Genomic DNA, 20,386 nt, shown 5'->3' on the forward strand with positions numbered 1-20,386 from the left:
GGTGGAACATGTTTTCGAGCCCAAGGGGCAGCGACGGCAGCTCGGGGCACAAGGGTCATAAGGGCATGCGCTCAGAATGTGTCGACCTTCTCGATGCTGACGAACATGCCATGGCCCGTGCGGTTGTTCGTGAAGCGGGTGCCATCGGTGGTGGCGTCGATGGTCCAGCCCTGCGCCTCATAGGTTCGGTAGTCGATGCTGACGGTGGGGATGGCGCCCAGATTGCCCAACACCCACTGCACGGAGCCGCCGGCGGTGATGTGGATGCCGTTGGCGTGCTCACCATCTCGCAAGGGGGAGTTGGTGAACGGTGCCTCGCAGCCAACGCTGTCCCTATTGATCTGGCAACGCGTCATTCCGGACTTGGTTTCGATGAAGACGTAACCGTTGGAGTCAGGCGGGAGCGGAATGGCGCCGGCCGGCGCGGTCGGGCTGACCGGTGTCGTCGGTAGCGTCGGGGCGGTGGTCCCCGGCGGCGCGGTAGTTGGCCTAGGCGTCGGAAAAGTCGGCTCGGTAGGTCCCGACCCTGGCGAAGCGACCGGCCTGCCGTCGATGGTGGTGTTGCAGCCGGCAACTAGCGCGGTAGCCGCCAGCAGGGCCGCCATACCCCGTGCAATGAGCGATAGCCGCACGCGCTACTCCCCGGAAATCTGAGATATCGGGAGTAGGTTACGCGCGAGGTCCCGCAATTTACTGCAGTGACGCGCTTCTGCAACGGCCCGCATAATCGGAGAATGGCGTTGTTGCCGTCGACGGTCGTGGGAGTCTTGCTGGCCGCGGGTGCGGGCCGGTGGTATGGCAAGCCGAAAGTGCTGGTTGACGGGTGGCTGGACACCGCGGTCGGGGCGTTGCGCGACGGTGGTTGTAACGACGTTATTTTGGTGCTGGGTGCTGTCGAGGTGTCGGCACCGGCCGGTGTCACCGCGATTACCGCGCCGGACTGGCAGCAGGGGCTGAGCGCGTCAGTGCGTGCGGGTCTGGCCCAGGCCGACCGCGAGCACGCCGACTACGCCGTCCTGCATGTGATCGACACGCCCGATGTCAATGCCAAGGTGGTGGCTCGAGTCCTTGGCCGTGCCTTGGTATCCCGCAGCGGTCTGGCAGGGCGCGGCCGCATACCTGCGCACAGTGCCCGACGTCGAGGCTGTTGAGTGCGGCGACTTGGCTAGTGGTCGCGATGTCGACGTGGACCTCAGATTGGATCCGCCGAATGGACGACCGCGACACTCTTGGTGTGGTCGATGGCGTGGTGCGCGACGGCCGTCACACGATTGCGGACCAAATACCAGCCACCGATGAGGGCCGGTACACCGATCACCGTTGCGGCGATCATCCAGGGACCGTGTTGTTCGTCGAAGTACATCAGGATCAGCACGCCGGCCAGGAAAGCCAGCGTCAGATAGCCGCTGAACGGTGAAAGCGGCATCCGGAATTTCGGCCGCTGCAGCTGCCCGGCGTTCGCCATCCGGTGGAGCCGCAGCTGGCAAGCCACGATCGTCGCCCAGGCCGCGATGACTCCCGTCGCGGCGATGTGGAGCACGATCTCGAAGGCTTGGCTCGGTTTGATGGCGTTGAGAATGATGCCCAACAGGCCGATACCGGCGGTGAGCAGGATCCCGCCGTACGGCACGCCGGTCTTCGACATTGGTGCGGTGAACCTCGGGCCGCTGCCGTTGATCGCCATTGATCGCAGGATCCGTCCGGTGGAATACAGTCCGGCGTTGAGGCTCGACAGCGCGGCGGTGAGCACGACGAGGTTCATCACGCTGCCCGCCGCGTCGATACCGATCTTGGAAAAGAAGGTCACGAACGGGCTGACATGTTCTTTGTAGGCGGTATAGGGCAGCAGCAGGGCCAGCAGGACAGTCGACCCGACGTAGAAGCACGCGATGCGCAACACCACAGAGTTGATCGCGCGCGGCATGATCTTTGCCGGTTCGGCTGTTTCCCCGGCCGCGATGCCCACCAGTTCGATTGCGGCGTAGGCGAATACCACCCCCGAGGTGACCAGCACTATGGGCAGCAGACCGGTTGGCACGATGCCTCCATGGCTGCTCCACAGGGAGACCCCGGTCTCCTGGCCGTCGATCTTGTAGCGCCCAGCGAGAAAGACCGTACCGACGATCAGAAACGTAACCAGCGCGATCACCTTGATCAATGAGGCCCAGAACTCCAGCTCGCCGAAGAGCCTGACCGAGATCAGGTTCATCGACAACACGACCAGCAGCGCGATCAACGCCAGCGTCCACTGGGGGATGGGTTGAAACGCCCGCCAGTAATGGCAATAGTGCGCGATCGCGGTGGTATCGACGATCCCCGTCATCGCCCAGTTCAGGAAGTACATCCACCCGGCGACGAAGGCCACCTTTTCCCCGTAGAACTCGCGGGCGTAGGACACGAATGACCCCGAGGACGGACGGTGCAGCACCAGTTCGCCGAGCGCGCGCAGGATCAGGAACACGAAGATGCCGCAGATCCCATAGACCAGGAACAAACCGGGCCCCGCCGATGCAAGGCGGCCGCCGGCGCCGAGAAAAAGGCCGGTACCGATGGCACCACCGAGAGCGATCATTTGCAGTTGCCGGCTATGGAGGCCTTTGTGATAGCCCGTGTCTTCGCGCGTGAGCCGCTCGTCGGTGATGTCTAGCGGTGGCATTGAGCTCCCTGGGATGGTGGCTTCTTGGGACGCGCGTGAGATGGGGCACACCCAACGGACTGGCTGTCAGGCTATCCCACGCGGCTGCGAGGTGCCGCTTGGCAACCAATCGGAAACAATCGATCGGTCAACGGTGCTTTGTTGTCGTGCCGACCGTCGCGGGTGGCCGCGTTGACAGTCGATATTGCGGTCACAGGCTGACGCGCCTGGCCAGCCAGACGCTCGCGAAGTGCGGGTCCGTCCTGGCCGCGAGGGTGTCGTAGCCGCGGTCGTAGTGTGAGACTCCGACACCTGATCCGCCAGCGCAGAGATGTGAGATCAACGGACGGAAGGCGACGGTGCCCGGCGCGCGCGAGTTGACGCTGCGCGTCGAGCGCGGGGCTCTATTTCGGCGTCGATGGGCAGCATCGGCAGCGTCATCAGCTCGCGCAGCAATTCGTCGTGATCCGCGGCGCTGCGCGCTGGGTACCCGGCCTCGATGGGTATCATTTTTGGTTATCGTTCTGGTTATCATGAATGTTGTGACGGCCCATCCCAAGTACCCGAATGACCCTCTTGCGCTGGTATTGATTGAACTGCGCCATCCGCGGACCGAGCCGCCGGTGCCATCTGCTATCTCCATCCTGAAGGAGGAGCTGGCGCGATGGACTCCCATACTCGAACAGGAGGAGGTGCGGCAGGTCAACCTAGAAACGGGCGAACATACCGCACACTCACAGAAGAAGCTCGTTGCCCGTGATCGCCGCACCGCGATCACGTTTCGACCCGACGCCATGACCCTCGAAGTCACCGACTACCCGGGCTGGGAGGAGTTTCGGTCCATCGTTCACGCGATGGTCACAGCCCGCCAGGACGTGGCCCCAGTCGATGGCTGCATCCGGATCGGTCTGCGCTACATCAACGAGATTCGGGCATCGCTGGCGGAGCCATCCGGCTGGGCGTACTGGGTGGCGGAAAGTCTCCTCGGGCCTGGGACACAGCTTGCCGATCTCAAACTCACCACCACCGCGCAACGGCACGTCATTCAGTGCGAAGGCCCGGAGCCAGGCGACTCCTTGACACTGAGGTACGCCGGTGCGCGCGGCGCGGTCATCCAGTCAACCCCGTTTCTCCAGCGGTTGAAAGAACCTCCGGCAGAAGGAGATTTCTTCCTCATCGATATCGACAGCGCGTGGAGCGACCCCTGCAAGGGCATCCCAGCGCTCGACGCCCACCTGGTGGACGAGGTCGCCGAAAGGCTCCACACACCCATCGGCCCACTGTTCGAATCGCTGATAACTTCCGAACTCCGTACAAAGGTGCTGCAACAACCTGGGCAGGAGTGACCATGACCATTTCGTTCTCTAGCTCGAATCTCCGAGACGACGCCACCTCTGGCAACGGCGATTACCGCCTCGACAAGCTGCCCGAAACCACCCCATCGACCTCGGTGTTCGACCGCGCCGATGTCACCTACCGCCAATTCACGGAACTCCACGGGCAAGCCCGCGACACACGGCGGGAGGCGCACGTGGTTGAGCTGGAGTCCAAGACCGGCGAGCGGGCTCGGTGCGCACCCATGCATGCGCTTGAGCAGCTCGCGGACTACGGCTTTGCCTGGCGGGACATCGCACGCGTTGTCGGAGTGAGCGTGCCCGCAATCACCAAATGGCGCAAGGGCGCTGGAGTTACCGGCGAGAACCGGCTAAAAATCGCCCGTCTACTCGCCCTCATCGACATGCTCTCGGACCGATTCATCGGCGAGCCCGCCTCCTGGCTGGAAATGCCGATCCAAGCCGGAGTGGGAATCACCCGAATGGACCTCCTGGAGCGAGGTCGATATGACCTCGTATTGGCGCTGGCTAGTACCCACACTGGGGACGGTACGGTCGAATACGTACTGAACGAGACTGATAAGGACTGGCGAGAGACCGTTGTAGACAACGCTTTCGAATCCTACACAGCCGAGGACGGCGTGATCTCGATAAGACCCAAGCGGTAACCGTGCCAGAGCTGGAGACGCCCGACGACCCAGAGTCGATATACCTTGCCCGCCTCGAGGATGTCGGAGAACACAGACCGACGTTCACGGGCGACATCTACCGACTCGGCGATGGTCGCATGGTGATGATCCTCCAGCACCCATGCGCGCTGCGGCACGGCGTTGACCTCCATCCGCGACTGCTGGTCGCTCCCGTAAGACCCGACTCGCTTCGTTCCAACTGGGCTAGAGCCCCGTTCGGCACGATGCCGCTTCCGAAGCTCATCGACGGTCAGGATCACTCGGCGGACTTCATCAATCTTGAACTCATCGATTCACCAACGCTTCCGACCTGTGAGCGGATCGCGGTGCTCAGCCAGTCAGGCGTCAACTTGGTCATGCAACGGTGGGTGTACCACAGCACCCGGCTCGCCGTGCCCACGCACACCTACTCCGACAGCACCGTTGGCCCGTTCGATGAGGCAGACCTGATCGAGGAGTGGGTGACGGATCGCGTCGACGATGGGGCCGACCCGCAGGCGGCCGAACACGAATGCGCCTCCTGGCTCGATGAAAGAATCAGCGGCCGCACTCGGCGAGCGCTGCTCAGCGACCGTCAGCACGCCAGTTCAATACGGCGAGAAGCGCGTTCTCATCGAAAGTCGGTCAAGCTGGCGGACTGAGCACTGCTCTCCGGGCTTGACCGGGGCCTCTCCCAGCTACGCCCCGAGCGTGTGCCCTGCCGACACGCGGGAACAAGACCCGCACGACCAGCGTTAGCATGCTCAGTAAGTTGAGTGCATCAGGCTCAGCTCTGAATTGACAGCACACCGCCGTCGAGGCAAGCTTGAGCGGGGTGCACTCATCATAGTGCAGGAAAGAAGCTCTACATATTCAGGAGGATTCACCATGGCTCGTGCGGTCGGGATCGACCTCGGGACCACCAACTCCGTCGTCTCGGTTCTGGAAGGTGGCGACCCGGTCGTCGTCGCCAACTCCGAGGGCTCCAGGACCACCCCGTCAATTGTCGCGTTCGCCCGCAACGGTGAGGTGCTGGTCGGCCAGCCCGCCAAGAACCAGGCAGTGACCAACGTCGATCGCACCGTGCGCTCGGTCAAGCGACACATGGGCAGCGACTGGTCCATAGAGATTGACGGCAAGAAATACACCGCGCCGGAGATCAGCGCCCGCATTCTGATGAAGCTGAAGCGCGACGCCGAGGCCTACCTCGGTGAGGACATTACCGACGCGGTTATCACGACGCCCGCCTACTTCAATGACGCCCAGCGTCAGGCCACCAAGGACGCCGGCCAGATCGCCGGCCTCAACGTGCTGCGGATCGTCAACGAGCCGACCGCGGCCGCGCTGGCCTACGGCCTCGACAAGGGCGAGAAGGAGCAGCGAATCCTGGTCTTCGACTTGGGTGGTGGCACTTTCGACGTTTCCCTGCTGGAGATCGGCGAGGGTGTGGTTGAGGTCCGTGCCACTTCGGGTGACAACCACCTCGGCGGCGACGACTGGGACCAGCGGGTCGTCGATTGGCTGGTGGACAAGTTCAAGGGCACCAGCGGCATCGATCTGACCAAGGACAAGATGGCGATGCAGCGGCTGCGGGAAGCCGCCGAGAAGGCAAAGATCGAGCTGAGTTCGAGTCAGTCCACCTCGATCAACCTGCCCTACATCACCGTCGACGCCGACAAGAACCCGTTGTTCTTAGACGAGCAGCTGACCCGCGCGGAGTTCCAACGGATCACTCAGGACCTGCTGGACCGCACTCGCAAGCCGTTCCAGTCGGTGATCGCTGACACCGGCATTTCGGTGTCGGAGATCGATCACGTTGTGCTCGTGGGTGGTTCGACCCGGATGCCCGCGGTGACCGATCTGGTCAAGGAACTCACCGGCGGCAAGGAACCCAACAAGGGCGTCAACCCCGATGAGGTTGTCGCGGTGGGAGCCGCTCTGCAGGCCGGCGTCCTCAAGGGCGAGGTGAAAGACGTTCTGCTGCTTGATGTTACCCCGCTGAGCCTGGGTATCGAGACCAAGGGCGGGGTGATGACCAGGCTCATCGAGCGCAACACCACGATCCCCACCAAGCGGTCGGAGACTTTCACCACCGCCGACGACAACCAACCGTCGGTGCAGATCCAGGTCTATCAGGGGGAGCGTGAGATCGCCGCGCACAACAAGTTGCTCGGGTCCTTCGAGCTGACCGGCATCCCGCCGGCGCCGCGGGGGATTCCGCAGATCGAGGTCACTTTCGACATCGACGCCAACGGCATTGTGCACGTCACCGCCAAGGACAAGGGCACCGGCAAGGAGAACACGATCCGAATCCAGGAAGGCTCGGGCCTGTCCAAGGAAGACATTGACCGCATGATCAAGGACGCCGAAGCGCACGCCGAGGAGGATCGCAAGCGTCGCGAGGAGGCCGATGTTCGTAATCAAGCCGAGACATTGGTCTACCAGACGGAGAAGTTCGTCAAAGAACAGCGTGAGGCCGAGGGTGGTTCGAAGGTACCTGAAGACACGCTGAACAAGGTTGATGCCGCGGTGGCGGAAGCGAAGGCGGCACTTGGCGGATCGGATATTTCGGCCATCAAGTCGGCGATGGAGAAGCTGGGCCAGGAGTCGCAGGCTCTGGGGCAAGCGATCTACGAAGCAGCTCAGGCTGCGTCACAGGCCACTGGCGCTGCCCACCCCGGCGGCGAGCCGGGCGGTGCCCACCCCGGCTCGGCTGATGACGTTGTGGACGCGGAGGTGGTCGACGACGGCCGGGAGGCCAAGTGACGGACGGAAATCAAAAGCCGGATGGCAATTCGGGCGAACAGGTAACCGTCACTGACAAGCGGCGGATCGATCCCGAGACGGGTGAAGTGCGGCACGTCCCTCCCGGCGACATGCCGGGAGGGACGGCTGCGGCCGATGCGGCGCACACCGAAGACAAGGTCGCCGAGCTGACCGCCGATCTGCAACGCGTGCAGGCCGACTTCGCCAACTACCGTAAGCGGGCGTTGCGCGATCAGCAGGCGGCCGCTGACCGAGCCAAGGCCAGCGTTGTCAGCCAATTGCTGGGTGTACTGGACGATCTCGAGCGGGCGCGCAAGCACGGCGATTTGGAGTCGGGTCCACTGAAGTCGGTCGCCGACAAGCTAGACAGCGCGTTGACCGGGCTGGGTCTGGTGGCGTTCGGTGCCGAGGGCGAGGATTTCGACCCCGTGCTGCACGAAGCGGTGCAACACGAGGGCGACGGCGGGCAGGGGTCCAAGCCGGTAATCGGCACCGTCATGCGGCAGGGCTACCAACTGGGTGAGCAGGTGCTGCGGCACGCCTTGGTCGGCGTCGTCGACACGGTGGTCGTCGACGCGGCCGAACTGGAGTCAGTCGACGACGGCACTGCGGTCGCAGATACCGCCGAAAACGATCAAGCTGACCAGGGCAATAGCGCCGACACCTCGGGCGAACAGGCAGAATCAGAACCGTCGGGCAGTTAACAACAAAAGAGGAAGGCGAGAGGGGGTGACGCGACATGGCCCAAAGGGAATGGGTCGAAAAAGACTTCTACCAGGAGCTGGGCGTCTCCTCTGATGCCAGTCCTGAAGAGATCAAACGTGCCTATCGGAAGTTGGCGCGCGACCTGCATCCGGACGCGAACCCGGGCAACCCGGCCGCCGGCGAACGGTTCAAGGCGGTTTCGGAGGCGCATAACGTGCTGTCGGATCCGGCCAAGCGCAAGGAGTACGACGAAACCCGCCGCCTGTTCGCCGGCGGCGGGTTCGGCGGCCGTCGGTTCGACAGCGGCTTTGGGGGCGGGTTCGGCGGTTTCGGGGTCGGTGGAGACGGCGCCGAGTTCAACCTCAACGACTTGTTCGACGCCGCCAGCCGAACCGGCGGTACCACCATCGGTGACTTGTTCGGTGGCTTGTTCGGACGCGGTGGCAGCGCCCGTCCCAGCCGCCCGCGACGCGGCAACGACCTGGAGACCGAGACCGAGTTGGATTTCGTGGAGGCCGCCAAGGGCGTGGCGATGCCGCTGCGATTAACCAGCCCGGCGCCGTGCACCAACTGCCATGGCAGCGGGGCCCGGCCAGGCACCAGCCCAAAGGTGTGTCCCACTTGCAACGGGTCGGGCGTGATCAACCGCAATCAGGGCGCGTTCGGCTTCTCCGAGCCGTGCACCGACTGCCGAGGTAGCGGCTCGATCATCGAGCACCCCTGCGAGGAGTGCAAAGGCACCGGCGTGACCACCCGCACCCGAACCATCAACGTGCGGATCCCGCCCGGTGTCGAGGATGGGCAGCGCATCCGGCTAGCCGGTCAGGGCGAGGCCGGGTTGCGCGGCGCTCCCTCGGGGGATCTCTACGTGACGGTGCATGTGCGGCCCGACAAGATCTTCGGCCGCGACGGCGACGACCTCACCGTCACCGTTCCGGTCAGCTTCACCGAATTGGCTTTGGGCTCGACGCTGTCGGTGCCTACCCTGGACGGCACGGTCGGGGTCCGGGTGCCCAAAGGCACCGCTGACGGCCGCATTCTGCGTGTGCGCGGACGCGGTGTGCCCAAGCGCAGTGGGGGTAGCGGCGACCTACTTGTCACCGTGAAGGTGGCCGTGCCGCCCAATTTGGCAGGCGCCGCTCAGGAAGCTCTGGAAGCCTATGCGGCGGCGGAGCGGTCCAGTGGTTTCAACCCGCGGGCCGGATGGGCAGGTAATCGCTGATGGCGAAGAACCCAAAGGACGGGGAATCCCGGACGTTTTTGATCTCGGTAGCCGCCGAGCTAGCCGGCATGCATGCACAGACCCTGCGTACCTACGATCGTCTTGGGTTGGTCAGCCCGCGGCGCACCTCCGGTGGCGGGCGCCGCTATTCCCTGCATGACGTCGAGTTGCTGCGCCAGGTGCAGCACCTCTCGCAGGACGAGGGGGTCAACTTGGCCGGCATCAAGCGCATTATTGAACTGACCAGTCAGGTCGAGGCGCTGCAGTCCAGGTTGCAAGAGATGGCTGAGGAGTTGGCGGTGTTGCGTGCCAACCAGCGCCGCGAGGTCGCGGTGGTGCCGAAGAGCACCGCCCTGGTCGTCTGGAAACCGCGCCGGTGAGCGAGCGCGCGTAGCGGGGGAGCGAACGGCGCAGTTGGCACCAGCCGGTGAGCGAGCGCGCGTAGCGGGGGAGCGAACGGCGCAGTTGGCACCAGCCGGTGAGCGAGCGCGCGTAGCGGGGGAGTTAGGGTCCGCTACCGTTGTTGAGGATGCCGGAGAGTCGGGCTCCGTGGTTGCCGAAGCCGGAGATAAGGGCTTGGGTCGCGAGGTCCAGCATGCTCGTGTTGTAGAAACCGGAGACGGTATTGCCTAGGTTCGCCCAGCCCGACAGCAGGTTGCCGAAGTTTTGGAAGCCCGAATTCCTACGCCGCCAGCATTGAAGAAGCCCGAAGTCTCGGTGAAGACGTTTCCCAGGCCCGACACGGCGGCTGCGGCGTCGTTGAGGAAGCCCGATGCGCCACCGGCGCCGGAGTTGAAGAAGCCCGACGACGGGGTTGTGGTCGAGTTGAAGAATCCCGGGCTCTGCTGCCAGCCGAAGCCGAAGGGGAACGCGCCCACGGTGCCGCTGCCGGCGAAATCGAGGGTTTGGGTGAAAGCCGTGTCGATGGGCTGGTCGGGGTTGATCGTGCTGGCATCGATTTCGTAGGGGCCGAGATGTTCGGTGGTGATGGGTATGGTGACCGAGACATGCTTTACACACCCCTTGAAAGGGATGTAGATCACGCAGACCGACACCCGCAACTTGATGGGTATTTCGAATTCGTCAATAGTGAACGCGTCCTGGGTGATGGCGTTGATGTCGCCCTCGATGGGTATTTCAATGTTGGAACCTGTCGTAGCTCCACGGGATTTCGGAAACGGCGCTCTGGTAGGCGAAACCGCCTAGGCCCTGGTAGTCGCCCCGCCAGAAGAAGCCGTTGCTGTAGTTGCCCGAATTGAAGGCGCCGGTGTTGACATCGCCGGAGTTGGCGATGCCGGTGTTGGAGTTGCCCGGGTTGAAGTAGCCGGTGTTGTAGTTACCGGGGTTGAAGCCGCCGGTGTTGTAGTCGCCGGGGTTGAAGCTGCCGGTGTTGGTGTTCCCGGCGTTGAATAGGCCGGTGTTGTAGTCACCGGAGTTGCCAATGCCGGTGTTGACCAGGCCGGTGTTGAAGAAGCCGGAGTTGGTGCTGCCGGTGTTGCCGATGCCGGTGTTGTAGTCACCGGAGTTTCCGATGCCCCAGTTGCCGGTGCCGGAGTTGCCGAAGCCGATGTTGCCGGTGCCGGAGTTGAATAGCCCGATGTTGCCGGTGCCCGAGTTCCAGCCGCCGAACCCGGTCATGGTGTCGCCGGTCAGCCCGATGCCGATGTTTCCGTTTCCGGTGTTGCCGAAGCCGATGTTGCCGGTGCCGGTATTGCCGATGCCGATGTTTCCGTTTCCGGTGTTGCCGAAGCCGATGTTGCCGATGGCCGCCGTCAGCCCCGGACCGACGTTGCCGAACCCGATGTTGGAGCTGCCGATGTTGGCGCTGCCCAGGTTGAAGTCGCCGATGTTGGCGCTGCCCAGGTTGAAGTCGCCGATGTTGGCGCTGCCCAGGTTGTAGACGCCGATGTTGGCGCTGCCCAGGTTGTAGTTGCCGATGTTTGCGCTACCCAGATTCCAGAACCCGAGGTTGGCCAAGCCCACGCTGAAGGTCGTCTCGGTCGGGCCGTTCTGCAACCACCCAGCCAGGTTGGTGCCGATGTTGAGCAAGCCCGAGACATTTGCCGGTGCTCCCAAGCCGGTGTTGTAGATGCCCGAGATGCTGTTGCCCAAATTCGCCCAGCCCGACTGCAGCGACCCATAGTTTTGGAAGCCCGAATTTCCCATGCTGCTAGTGGCGAAGTTGTAGAGGCCCGAGTTGTTGCCGAAGTTCAGCAAGCCCGATGCGCTGCCAGCACCCCAGTTGAGGAAGCCCGACGACGGGCCGGTGGTGGCGTTGAAGAAGCCGGGCGCTGGCCGCAAGTCGATGATCGGAATGCTGATCGGGCCGGCGCCGGCGCCGCCCACGATGTTGATCACGGTGGAGCCGTCGGGCTTGCCGATGTTGAGGTTGATCGCCGGCGAGGGGCCGAAGTCAATTTCGATGGGTGTGTCCAGCGGGGCCGACGCGTCCCCGCCATGCAGGGTGATCGGACCGACCGGGGCCAAGACGGTGCCACTGAGGATGCCTATGTCGACGCTTCCGCTGGCGTCGATTCTGGGGAACGTAATGGCGGGGATGGAGACATTGGTGATGTCGCCGGTGATGGGGATGTTGACCGGGATGTCGACATTGAGGAACGCGGCAGGTCGCTCGATGGTGATGGTGTAGTTGGCCGCCAGCAGGCCCTGCCGGTCGGCGCGCCAGAGCAAGCCGTTGTTCATGCTGCCGGTGATGAACGCGCCGGTGCCGTAGTCTCCGGCGTTTGCCATGCCGGTGTTGTAGCTACCGGTGTTGTAGGAGCCGGTGTTGTAGTGGCCCGGGTTGGCGATGCCGGTGTTGAAGGTGCCGATGTTGAACAGGCCGGTGTTGTGGTTGCCCGGGTTGGCGATGCCGGTGTTGACCAGGCCCGCGTTGAGCAAGCCGGTGTTGTAGTTGCCGCTGTTTCCGATGCCGGTGTTGCCGGTGCCGGTGTTGCCGATGCCGACGTTGCCGGTGCCCGAGTTGCCGATGCCGACATTGCCGGTGCCCGAGTTAAACAAGCCGATGTTGAAACTGCCCGAGTTGGTGCCGCCGATGCCCACCTGGCTGTCGCCGGATAGGCCGACGCCGAAGCCGCCGGTGCCCATGTTGCCGATGCCGACGTTGCCGGTGCCCGAGTTGAACAAGCCGGTGTTGCCGGTGCCGGAGTTGAACAAGCCGGTGTTGGCGGTGCCGGAGTTGAAGAAACCGGTGTTGCCGGCGCCGGAGTTCAGGGAGCTGAAGCCGGACAAGCCGTCGCCGGTCAGCCCGATGCCGACGTTGTTGTTGCCGGTGTTGAACAAGCCGATGTTGTTGTTGCCGGTGTTGGCAATGCCCTGGTTGAAGTTGCCCGCGTTGGCCATGCCAAAGTTGTTGTCGCCCAGGTTGAACAGGCCCATGTTGGCGATGCCGGCGTTCAGCGGGCCGAACCCGATCTGGTTGTCGCCGGACAGGCCGATGCCGATGTTGTTGTTGCCGGTGTTGCCGAAGCCGATGTTGTAGTTACCGGTGTTGCCGACACCGATGTTGTAGTTGCCGGTGTTGCCGATACCGATGTTGTTGACAGCCGCCGTTAGCCCCGGACCGGTGTTTGCGATCCCGACGTTAAAGTCGCCGATGTTTGCGCCGCCGATGTTCGCGTTGCCAATGTTGCCGAAGCCGACGTTTGAATTGCCGAGGTTTGCACTGCCGAGGTTTGCACTGCCGAGGTTTGCACTGCCGAGGTTTGCACTGCCCACGTTGAATTGGCCGAGGTTTGCCAGGCCCGCGTTGAAGGTCGACCCGTTCGGGCCGCGGAGCACGCCGGTCAGGTCGGCGCCGACGTTGGAGAGTCCCGAGAGGTTAGCCGGCGTCGCGAAGTCCGCCGCACTGGTGTTGTAGAAGCCCGAGACGGTGTTGCCCAAGTTCGCCCAGCCGGATTGCAGCGAGCCGAAGTTCTGCAAGCCAGAGTTTCCTATGCCGGCGAAAGCGGTGTTCCAGAAGCCCGAATTGTTGGCGCCGACGTTTCCGAATCCAGACGAGCTGCCGGTGCCGGAGTTGAAGAAGCCCGATGAGGGGCCGGTGGTCGAGTTTCCGAAACCGGGGGCCGGCGGGATGTCCAGTAGCGGGATGACGACCGGGCCGGCGCCGCTGGTGATCGTGATGGGTATCGAGGATGAACCGCCGGGGTCGCCGATGTTGATATCGATCACCGGTAAGGTGCCGGCGATCCTCGGAACGATGATGGGTCCGACGCTGAAGTGGGTGACCCCGAGGGCGCGGAGGGTGATAGCCGGAATCTGGAAGCCGTTGACGGCAAGGGTACCGAAGTCGAGATGGATGGGGATGTTGACCGGAATGTTGAGGCTAAAGTTCAGTAGCGGGATCTGGGGAACAGTGATTGCGTAGTGTGCGCCCCACTGGCCTTGGTGATCGCTCTGCCAGAAGGCGCCGTTGCTGAAGTTGCCCCCGATGAAGGCGCCGGTGTTCACGTCGCCGGTGTTGTAGAAGCCGGTGTTGTAGTCGCCGGTGTTGTAGAAGCCGGTATTGAAGTCGCCGTCGTTGAAGCTGCCGGTGTTGGTGCTGCCGGTGTTGTAGCTGCCCGTGTTGGCGATGCCCACGTTGGCGATGCCGGTGTTGGTGCTGCCCACGTTGTAGCCACCGGTGTTGTAGGTGCCCACGTTGGCGACGCCCATATTGCCGGTGCCTGGGTTCCACAGGCCCCAGTTGCCGGTGCCCGAGTTCCCCAAGCCGGTGTTGCCGACACCCGGGTTGCCGATCCCGGTGTTTCCGATGCCCGAGTTGCCAATGCCGATGTTTCCGGTGCCCGAGTTGAACAAACCGATGTTGTTGGTGCCCGAGTTGAACAGGCCGGTGTTGGCGGTACCGGAGTTCCAGGAGCCGAACCCCTGTTGATTGTGGCCGGACAGCCCGATACCGATGTTGTTGTTGCCGGTGTTGGCAAACCCGATGTTGTTGCTGCCGCTGTTGGCGAAGCCCAGGTTGAAATCGCCGGCGTTGCCGAATCCGAAGTTGTAGCTGCCCAGGTTGCCTAGGCCGATGTTGTAGTTACCCAGGTTCGCCGGGCCGATATTGTATGAGCCCCGGTTTCCGGAGAAGACGTTGAAGCTGCCGATGTTGCCATGGCCGACGTTCGCGTTGCCGAGGTTTCCGAGGCCGACGTTGGAGTCGCCGATATTGCCGTGGCCGACATTCCCGCTGCCTACGTTGCCAAACCCGAGGTTGAGGATCTGGGTGTTGTTGACGAAGCCGGCGACCGTAGCACCGACATTCCCTCCGCCGGAGAGATTGGCCGGCATCGAAAGCCCAAGCGTGCTCGCATTGACAAGGCCGGAGACAGTGTTACCGAAGTTGAACCCGCCGGAGATCAGCTCGCCGAAGTTCTGGACGCCCGAGATTCCCGAGCTTCCAGAGGTGAGGTTGAAGAAGCCGGAACTATTGCTGCCCACGTTGCCAACGCCCGACACGGTACCGGTACCGGCGTTGAAGAATCCCGACGACGGGGTGGTCGTCGAGTTCCCGAATCCCGGGGCCGCCGGTATATCGATGAGTGGAATCTTGATCGGCAATAGACCGCCGGTGCCGGCGATATCGATCAGCGGGTCCGGCCCGCTACCCAGGTTGATGCCGATATTGGGAAGGACAATCGAGATGTTCGGGAAACTGAATGCATCGAGTGTGGCGGCATTGAACGGTATGCCGATCAAGAAGATATCGCCGGTGATCTCCGGGAATCTGAAGCCATGAACGGTGAACGTGCCAAGTGTGCCGGTGACCGGGATATCGAGGAAGATCGGCACGTGCAGTTTCACCGGAACGGCGGTGTCGGGCACGGTGATCGTTTGGCTGATCCCCGCCAGGCCTTGGTAATCGCCCCGCCACCAGAACCCGTTGCTGTAATTGCCGGTGATGAAGCCGCCGGTGTTGACATCGCCCGAGTTGGCCAGTCCGGTGTTGTAGCTGCCGGTGTTCAAATAACCCGTGTTGTAGCTACCCGGGTTGAAGCCGGCCGTGTTGAAGCTGCCGGCGTTGAAGCTGCCGGTGTTGTAATGGCCGGTGTTGAAGATGCCGGTGTTGACGTTGCCGGCGTTGAGCAAGCCGGTGTTGACGTCGCCGGTGTTGAAGATGCCGGTGTTGGTGTCACCGGTGTTGGCGATGCCCCAGTTTCCGGTGCCCGAGTTGCCGATGCCGATGTTGCCGGTGCCCGAGTTGAACAAACCGATGTTGTTGGTGCCAGAGTTGAACAGGCCGCTGTTGCCGCTGCCGGAGTTCCAGCCACCGGCAAAATTGAAGCCCTGCTGGTTGTCGCCGGACAGGCCGATACCGATGTTGTTGTTGCCGGTGTTGGCAAACCCGATGTTGTTGTTGCCGGTGTTGGCGAAGCCCAGGTTGAAGTCGCCGGCGTTGCCGAATCCGAAGTTGTAGCTGCCCAGGTTGCCTAGGCCGATGTTGTAGTTACCCAGGTTCGCCGGGCCGATGTTGTATGAGCCCTGGTTTCCGCCGAAGACGTTGAAGCTGCCGAGGTTGCCGCTGCCGAGGTTGAAGCTGCCGATGTTCGCCAAGCCGGCGTTGCTGTCGCCTACGTTGGAGAAGCCGACGTTGAATTGGCCGATGTTTCCCAGGCCGAGGTTGAACATCGACATCCCGGTCGCCTGGTCGTGGAAGAACCCCGCGAGGTTGCTGCCGATGTTGAACATGCCCGAGACGTTGGCCGGTGCCCCGATGCCGGTGTTGAATACGCCCGAGACGGTATCGCCCAGGTTCGCCAGTCCCGATTGCAGCGAGCCGTAGTTGTTGAAGCCCGAGGTCGCGGAGTTCGCGACGTTCTGGAAGCCGGAAATGTTGGCGCCGATGTTGGCGATGCCCGATACGGTTCCGGGGCCGCCGTTGAAGAAGCCCGAGGACGGATCGGTGGTGGCGTTGAAAAAGCCCGTGGTAGCCGCAATGTTGACGAACGTGACATCGAAGGGACCGACGCTTGCGGTGGCCGGGATCCTGATCGCGGTCGAACCGCCAGGGTCGCCGATGTTGACCGTGATCGCGGGACCGGTCCCGGTGATGGGCGGGAGAACGGCCTTGCTGATTGCACCGGCCAGCAGGGGGATCCCTGCGATGTCGATGGTGAAACCGAAGTTGATTTGCTCAAGCGTTATGCCGCTGTAGACGGTGTTGGTGAAGCTGGCGGTGATGGGGATGTTGACGGGAACTTCCACGGTGACGTGTGCGGGTATTTCGGGAACATGGACCCGATAGCCCGCGCTGAATAGGCCCTGCTGGTCGCCGCGCCAGAAGGCGCCGTTGCCCATGTCGCCGGTGATGAAAGCCCCGGTGGCGATATCACCCTGGTTGGCAAAGCCCGTACTGAAATTGCCGGTGTTGTAGAAGCCCGTGTTGAAGTCGCCCAGGTTGGCGATGCCGGTGTTGGTGTCGCCGGTGTTGTACCAGCCGGTGTTGTAGCTGCCCGCGTTGGCGACACCGGTGTTGACGATGCCGGTGTTGAAGAAGCCCGTGTTAGTGCTGCCGGTGTTGCCGATGCCGGTGTTGCCGCTGCCGGAGTTGCCGATACCCCAGTTGCCGGTGCCCGAGTTGCCGATGCCGACGTTGTTGGTGCCGGAGTTGAACAAGCCGATGTTCGCGGTGCCTGAGTTCCAGCCGCCAGCAAAATTGAAGCCCTGCTGGTTGTCGCCGGACAGCCCGATGCCGATGTTGTTGTTGCCGGTGTTGGCAAATCCGATGTTGTTGTTGCCGGTGTTGGCAAAGCCTTGGTTGAAATCGCCGGCGTTGCCGAAGCCGATGTTGTAGTTACCCAGGTTCGCGAAACCGATGTTGTAGTTACCCAGGTTCGCCGGACCGATATTGTATGAGCCCTGGTTTCCGGAGAAGACGTTGAAGCTGCCGACGTTTCCGCTGCCCAGGTTGAAGTCGCCGAGATTTGCGCTGCCGATGTTCAACTGGCCCAGGTTGGCAAGGCCCGCGTTGAAGATCGTCCCGGTCGGACCGCGGAACACGCCGGACAGGTTGGTGCCGATGTTGTTCAGGCCCGAGACATTGGCCGGCGTGGAGAGGTTCACCGTACTGGTGTTGAAAAAGCCCGATACGGAGTTGCCCAGGTTCGCCCAGCCTGACTGCAGCGAGCCGAGGTTCTGGAAACCCGAATTCCCTATCGCGCTGCTCAAACCACTGTTCCAGACGCCTGAACTGCCGCCGCCGACGTTTTGGAAGCCAGATGTGCCACCGGTGCCCGAGTTGAAGAAGCCGGACGAGGGGTTGGTGGTCGAATTTCCGATGCCCGGCGCCGGATCGATCTTGAGGAAGGTAATCGTGCGGCTCTCCAGAGCACCGACAATGCTGATGGGGACGGTCACCGTCGGTCCGCCGATGGTGAGGGTGATCGTCGGAACGGTCAGCGTGGATGCGCTGAGATTGACCGGGCCGAAGAAGAACAAACCGCTCAGATAGAAGGTTTGGGGGAAAACGGTCGAGGCCTCGGTGACCGTGATCATGTTGCCGCCGAAGGTCATTACGTTGTGTACGTCAATGACCATCTGCTCGTTTATGGGGATGAATGGAGTGGTGACCGAGAGATCGATGGCAATCTGGCCCTGGTTATCGCCCGCCACCAAGAAGCCATTGTTGAAGTCGCCCGTGTCGAAAGCGCCGGTATTGACGTTGCCGGGATTGAAGAAGCCGGTGTTGGTGTCACCCGGGTTATAGCTGCCGGTATTGGTGTCACCCACGTTGAAGTTGCCGGTGTTGGTGTTACCGACGTTGAAGCCGCCGGTGTTGTAGCTGCCCGTGTTGTAGAAGCCCGTGTTGAAGTCGCCGGCGTTGAGGATGCCCGTGTTGTAGCTGCCAGCATTGAGGATGCCGGTATTGTCGGTACCCGGGTTCCCGATACCCCAGTTCCCGGTGCCCGAGTTTGCGATGCCGACGTTTCCGGTGCCCGCGTTGAAGATGCCAACGTTATTGGTGCCCGAATTGAACAGGCCGCTGTTGCCGGTGCCCGAGTTCCAGCCGCTAGCAATATTGAAGCCCTGCTGGTTGTCGCCGGACAGCCCGATGCCGATGTTGTTGTTGCCGGTGTTGGCGAACCCGATGTTGTTGTTGCCGGTGTTGGCAAAGCCTTGGTTGAAGTCGCCCGCGTTCCCGAAGCCGACGTTGTAGTCGCCGACGTTTCCAAAACCGATGTTGTAGATCCCGAGGTTTCCGGATCCGATGTTGTAGTTTCCCAGGCTTCCGGAACCGACATTGAATACTCCGATGTTTCCACTGCCGATATTGAAGCTGCCGACGTTGCCGCTGCCCAAGATGTTTTGGCTGCCGAGGTTGCCGCTGCCAAGGATGTTGAAGTCACCGACGTTTCCGCTGCCGAGAATGTTGTAATTGCCGATGTTGGCGTTGCCGAGAATGTTCACGACGCCCCGGTTTGCCAGGCCGAGATTGAAGACCGGTGGGCCACCGAAAAATCCCGACATGTTGCTTCCGGTGTTGAAGAAGCCCGAGATCAAGGCCGGCGTTGTGATGGCCACCAGGCTCATGTTGAACAAACCCGATACGGTGTTGCCCGAGTTGATCACGCCCGATACCAGCACGCCCGCGTTTGCCAGGCCGGAGTTACCGATGGCCCCCGACGAAGAGTTGAAGAAGCCAGAATTGTTGGCACCGGAGTTCAGGAAGCCGGACGCGCTACCGGCACCGCTGTTGAAGAATCCCGACGACGGCGCACTGGTCGAGTTGAAGAAGCCGGGGCTCCCGAAAATCAGGCCTTGGTGGTCGCCGCGCCACAAGAAGCCGTTGTTGAAGTTGCCAGTAATGAAGGCGCCGGTGTTGACATTGCCGGAGTTTGCCAAGCCGGTGTTGTAGTTGCCGCTGTTCAGGTAGCCCGTGTTGTACTGGCCCATGTTGAAGCCGCCGGTATTGCTGTTGCCCGGGTTGTAGCTACCGGTGTTGTAGTTGCCGGCGTTGCCGACGCCGGTGTTGGCTATTCCGGAGTTGAAGAAGCCCGTGTTGGCGTCGCCGGAGTTGCCAAAACCGGTGTTGTAGCTGTTGCCCGAGTTGCCAATGCCCCAGTTCCCGGTACCCGAGTTGCCGATGCCGACGTTTCCGGTGCCCGAGTTGAACAGACCGATGTTGCCGGTGCCCGAGTTCAGGCCGCCGAACCCCAACAAACCGCTACCCGTGAGCCCGATACCTCGGTTGCCGTCTCCGGTATTGCCGAAGCCGATGTTGTTGCTGCCGGTGTTGCCAAACCCGATGTTGTTGCTGCCGGTGTTGCCGAAACCGATGTTGTTCAGCGCTGCGGTCAACCCAGGACCCACGTTGCCAAACCCGATGTTGGAGCTGCCGATGTTGCCGCTGCCGATGTTGCCGTTGCCGATGTTGGCCGAGCCGAGATTGAAGTTCCCGACATTACCGTTGCCGACGTTGCCCTCGCCGACGTTCGCCAAGCCCAGGTTGCGGAAGACCCGCGTGGTCACCTGAGCCGCGGCCGCGCTGACCAGCGCACCGCCGCCCGCCACGGTCGGCAGCGCCTGGCCGAACGGTGTCAACGCCGAGACGGCCGCCGAAGCCCCGGCATGGTAGCCAAACATCGCCGCCACGTCCTGGGCCCACATCTGCTCGTAGGCGGCCTCGGTGGCCGCGATCGCCGGGGCGTTTTGGCCCAGCAGGTTCGAGACCACCAGCGACACGAACAGTGCCCGGTTGGCCGAGATGATCGCCGGATGTACCGTCGCCGCCAGGGCTGCCTCGAAGGCGGCCGCCGCCAGCCGGGTTTGGGTGGCCGCCTGCTGGGCCTGCGCCGCCGCCGCGCTCAACCAGCCCAGATAGGGGGCGGCCGCTCCCGTCATCGCCGTCGACGCCGCGCCCAGCCACGAGGAACCTGCCAGCCCCGCCGTCACCGCCGAAAACGAGGCCGCGGCCGAACCCAATTCGTCGGCCAGTCCATCCCAAGCGGCCGCCGCGTCCAGCATCGGCGCCAACCCGGCACCCACGTACAGGCGCGCCGAATTGATCTCCGGGGGCAGCACCGCGAAGCTCATCTAGCGTCCCTAACCG

General features: G+C 62.8%; 12 protein-coding genes. 8 read left to right on the top strand and 4 right to left on the bottom strand.

The window, feature by feature from the left end; all coding sequences use genetic code 11:
- Positions 1-71: 71 nt before the first annotated feature.
- A complete protein-coding gene (gene lpqJ / locus Rv0344c) occupies positions 72-632 on the bottom strand; it encodes a lipoprotein LpqJ (RefSeq protein ID NP_214858.1) in 561 nt (186 codons plus the stop codon).
- A gap of 108 nt (positions 633-740) precedes the next feature.
- Between lpqJ and Rv0345 the strand changes: the two genes are divergently transcribed.
- Positions 741-1,151: a hypothetical protein gene (locus Rv0345; protein ID NP_214859.1), complete on the top strand. Its 411-nt coding sequence runs from the start codon at positions 741-743 to the stop codon at positions 1,149-1,151.
- 41 nt (positions 1,152-1,192) lie between these two features.
- Here Rv0345 and ansP2 read toward each other — a convergent pair whose 3' ends face one another.
- Positions 1,193-2,656, bottom strand: a complete 1,464-nt coding sequence (gene ansP2 / locus Rv0346c; protein ID YP_177718.1) for an L-asparagine permease — start codon at positions 2,654-2,656, stop codon at positions 1,193-1,195.
- A 338-nt stretch (positions 2,657-2,994) separates the two neighbouring features.
- Here ansP2 and Rv0347 point away from each other — a divergent pair, with 338 nt between their 5' ends.
- From Rv0347 to hspR, 7 genes are all read left to right on the top strand, one after another.
- Positions 2,995-3,981 carry a membrane protein gene (locus Rv0347; RefSeq protein ID NP_214861.1) on the top strand — a complete coding sequence of 329 codons (987 nt, stop codon included), beginning with the start codon at positions 2,995-2,997 and terminating at the stop codon, positions 3,979-3,981.
- Positions 3,982-3,983: 2 nt separating this feature from the next.
- Positions 3,984-4,637 (top strand): transcriptional regulator, encoded by a 654-nt coding sequence (locus Rv0348; RefSeq protein ID NP_214862.1) that lies wholly within the window; start codon positions 3,984-3,986, stop codon positions 4,635-4,637.
- Between the two features lie 2 nt (positions 4,638-4,639).
- Positions 4,640-5,299, top strand: a complete 660-nt coding sequence (locus Rv0349) for a hypothetical protein (protein NP_214863.1) — start codon at positions 4,640-4,642, stop codon at positions 5,297-5,299.
- Between the two features lie 226 nt (positions 5,300-5,525).
- Entirely contained in the window at positions 5,526-7,403 is a 1,878-nt protein-coding gene (gene dnaK, locus Rv0350) for a chaperone protein DnaK (RefSeq protein ID NP_214864.1), read from the top strand.
- Positions 7,400-8,107 carry a stress response protein GrpE gene (grpE, locus tag Rv0351; RefSeq protein ID NP_214865.1) on the top strand — a complete coding sequence of 236 codons (708 nt, stop codon included), beginning with the start codon at positions 7,400-7,402 and terminating at the stop codon, positions 8,105-8,107. Before dnaK ends, grpE begins: the two co-directional genes overlap by 4 nt.
- A 35-nt stretch (positions 8,108-8,142) precedes the next feature.
- Complete coding sequence (dnaJ1, locus tag Rv0352; protein ID YP_177719.1) at positions 8,143-9,330, top strand: chaperone protein DnaJ; 1,188 nt, start codon at positions 8,143-8,145, stop codon at positions 9,328-9,330.
- Complete coding sequence (gene hspR / locus Rv0353) at positions 9,330-9,710, top strand: heat shock protein transcriptional repressor HspR (RefSeq protein ID NP_214867.1); 381 nt, start codon at positions 9,330-9,332, stop codon at positions 9,708-9,710. The genes dnaJ1 and hspR overlap by 1 nt, the downstream gene beginning before the upstream one ends.
- 249 nt (positions 9,711-9,959) lie before the next feature.
- Here the strand turns inward: hspR and PPE7 are convergent, their stop codons facing one another.
- Positions 9,960-10,385: a PPE family protein PPE7 gene (gene PPE7, locus Rv0354c; RefSeq protein YP_177720.1), complete on the bottom strand. Its 426-nt coding sequence runs from the start codon at positions 10,383-10,385 to the stop codon at positions 9,960-9,962.
- 82 nt (positions 10,386-10,467) lie between these two features.
- Positions 10,468-20,370: a PPE family protein PPE8 gene (gene PPE8, locus Rv0355c; RefSeq protein ID YP_177721.2), complete on the bottom strand. Its 9,903-nt coding sequence runs from the start codon at positions 20,368-20,370 to the stop codon at positions 10,468-10,470.
- Positions 20,371-20,386 lie beyond the last annotated feature (16 nt).

Source organism: Mycobacterium tuberculosis H37Rv (genome assembly GCF_000195955.2).
In the GTDB taxonomy this organism is placed as follows: domain Bacteria; phylum Actinomycetota; class Actinomycetes; order Mycobacteriales; family Mycobacteriaceae; genus Mycobacterium; species Mycobacterium tuberculosis.

Excerpts from the sequence above, each read along its gene's own strand:
- ansP2 (YP_177718.1), bottom strand. The coding sequence starts at position 2,656 with ATGCCACCGCTAGACATCACCGACGAGCGGCTCACGCGCGAAGACACG.
- Rv0348 (NP_214862.1), top strand. The coding sequence starts at position 3,984 with ATGACCATTTCGTTCTCTAGCTCGAATCTCCGAGACGACGCCACCTCT.
- dnaK (NP_214864.1), top strand. The coding sequence starts at position 5,526 with ATGGCTCGTGCGGTCGGGATCGACCTCGGGACCACCAACTCCGTCGTC.
- dnaJ1 (YP_177719.1), top strand. The coding sequence starts at position 8,143 with ATGGCCCAAAGGGAATGGGTCGAAAAAGACTTCTACCAGGAGCTGGGC.
- hspR (NP_214867.1), top strand. The coding sequence starts at position 9,330 with ATGGCGAAGAACCCAAAGGACGGGGAATCCCGGACGTTTTTGATCTCG.
- PPE8 (YP_177721.2), bottom strand. The coding sequence starts at position 20,370 with ATGAGCTTCGCGGTGCTGCCCCCGGAGATCAATTCGGCGCGCCTGTAC.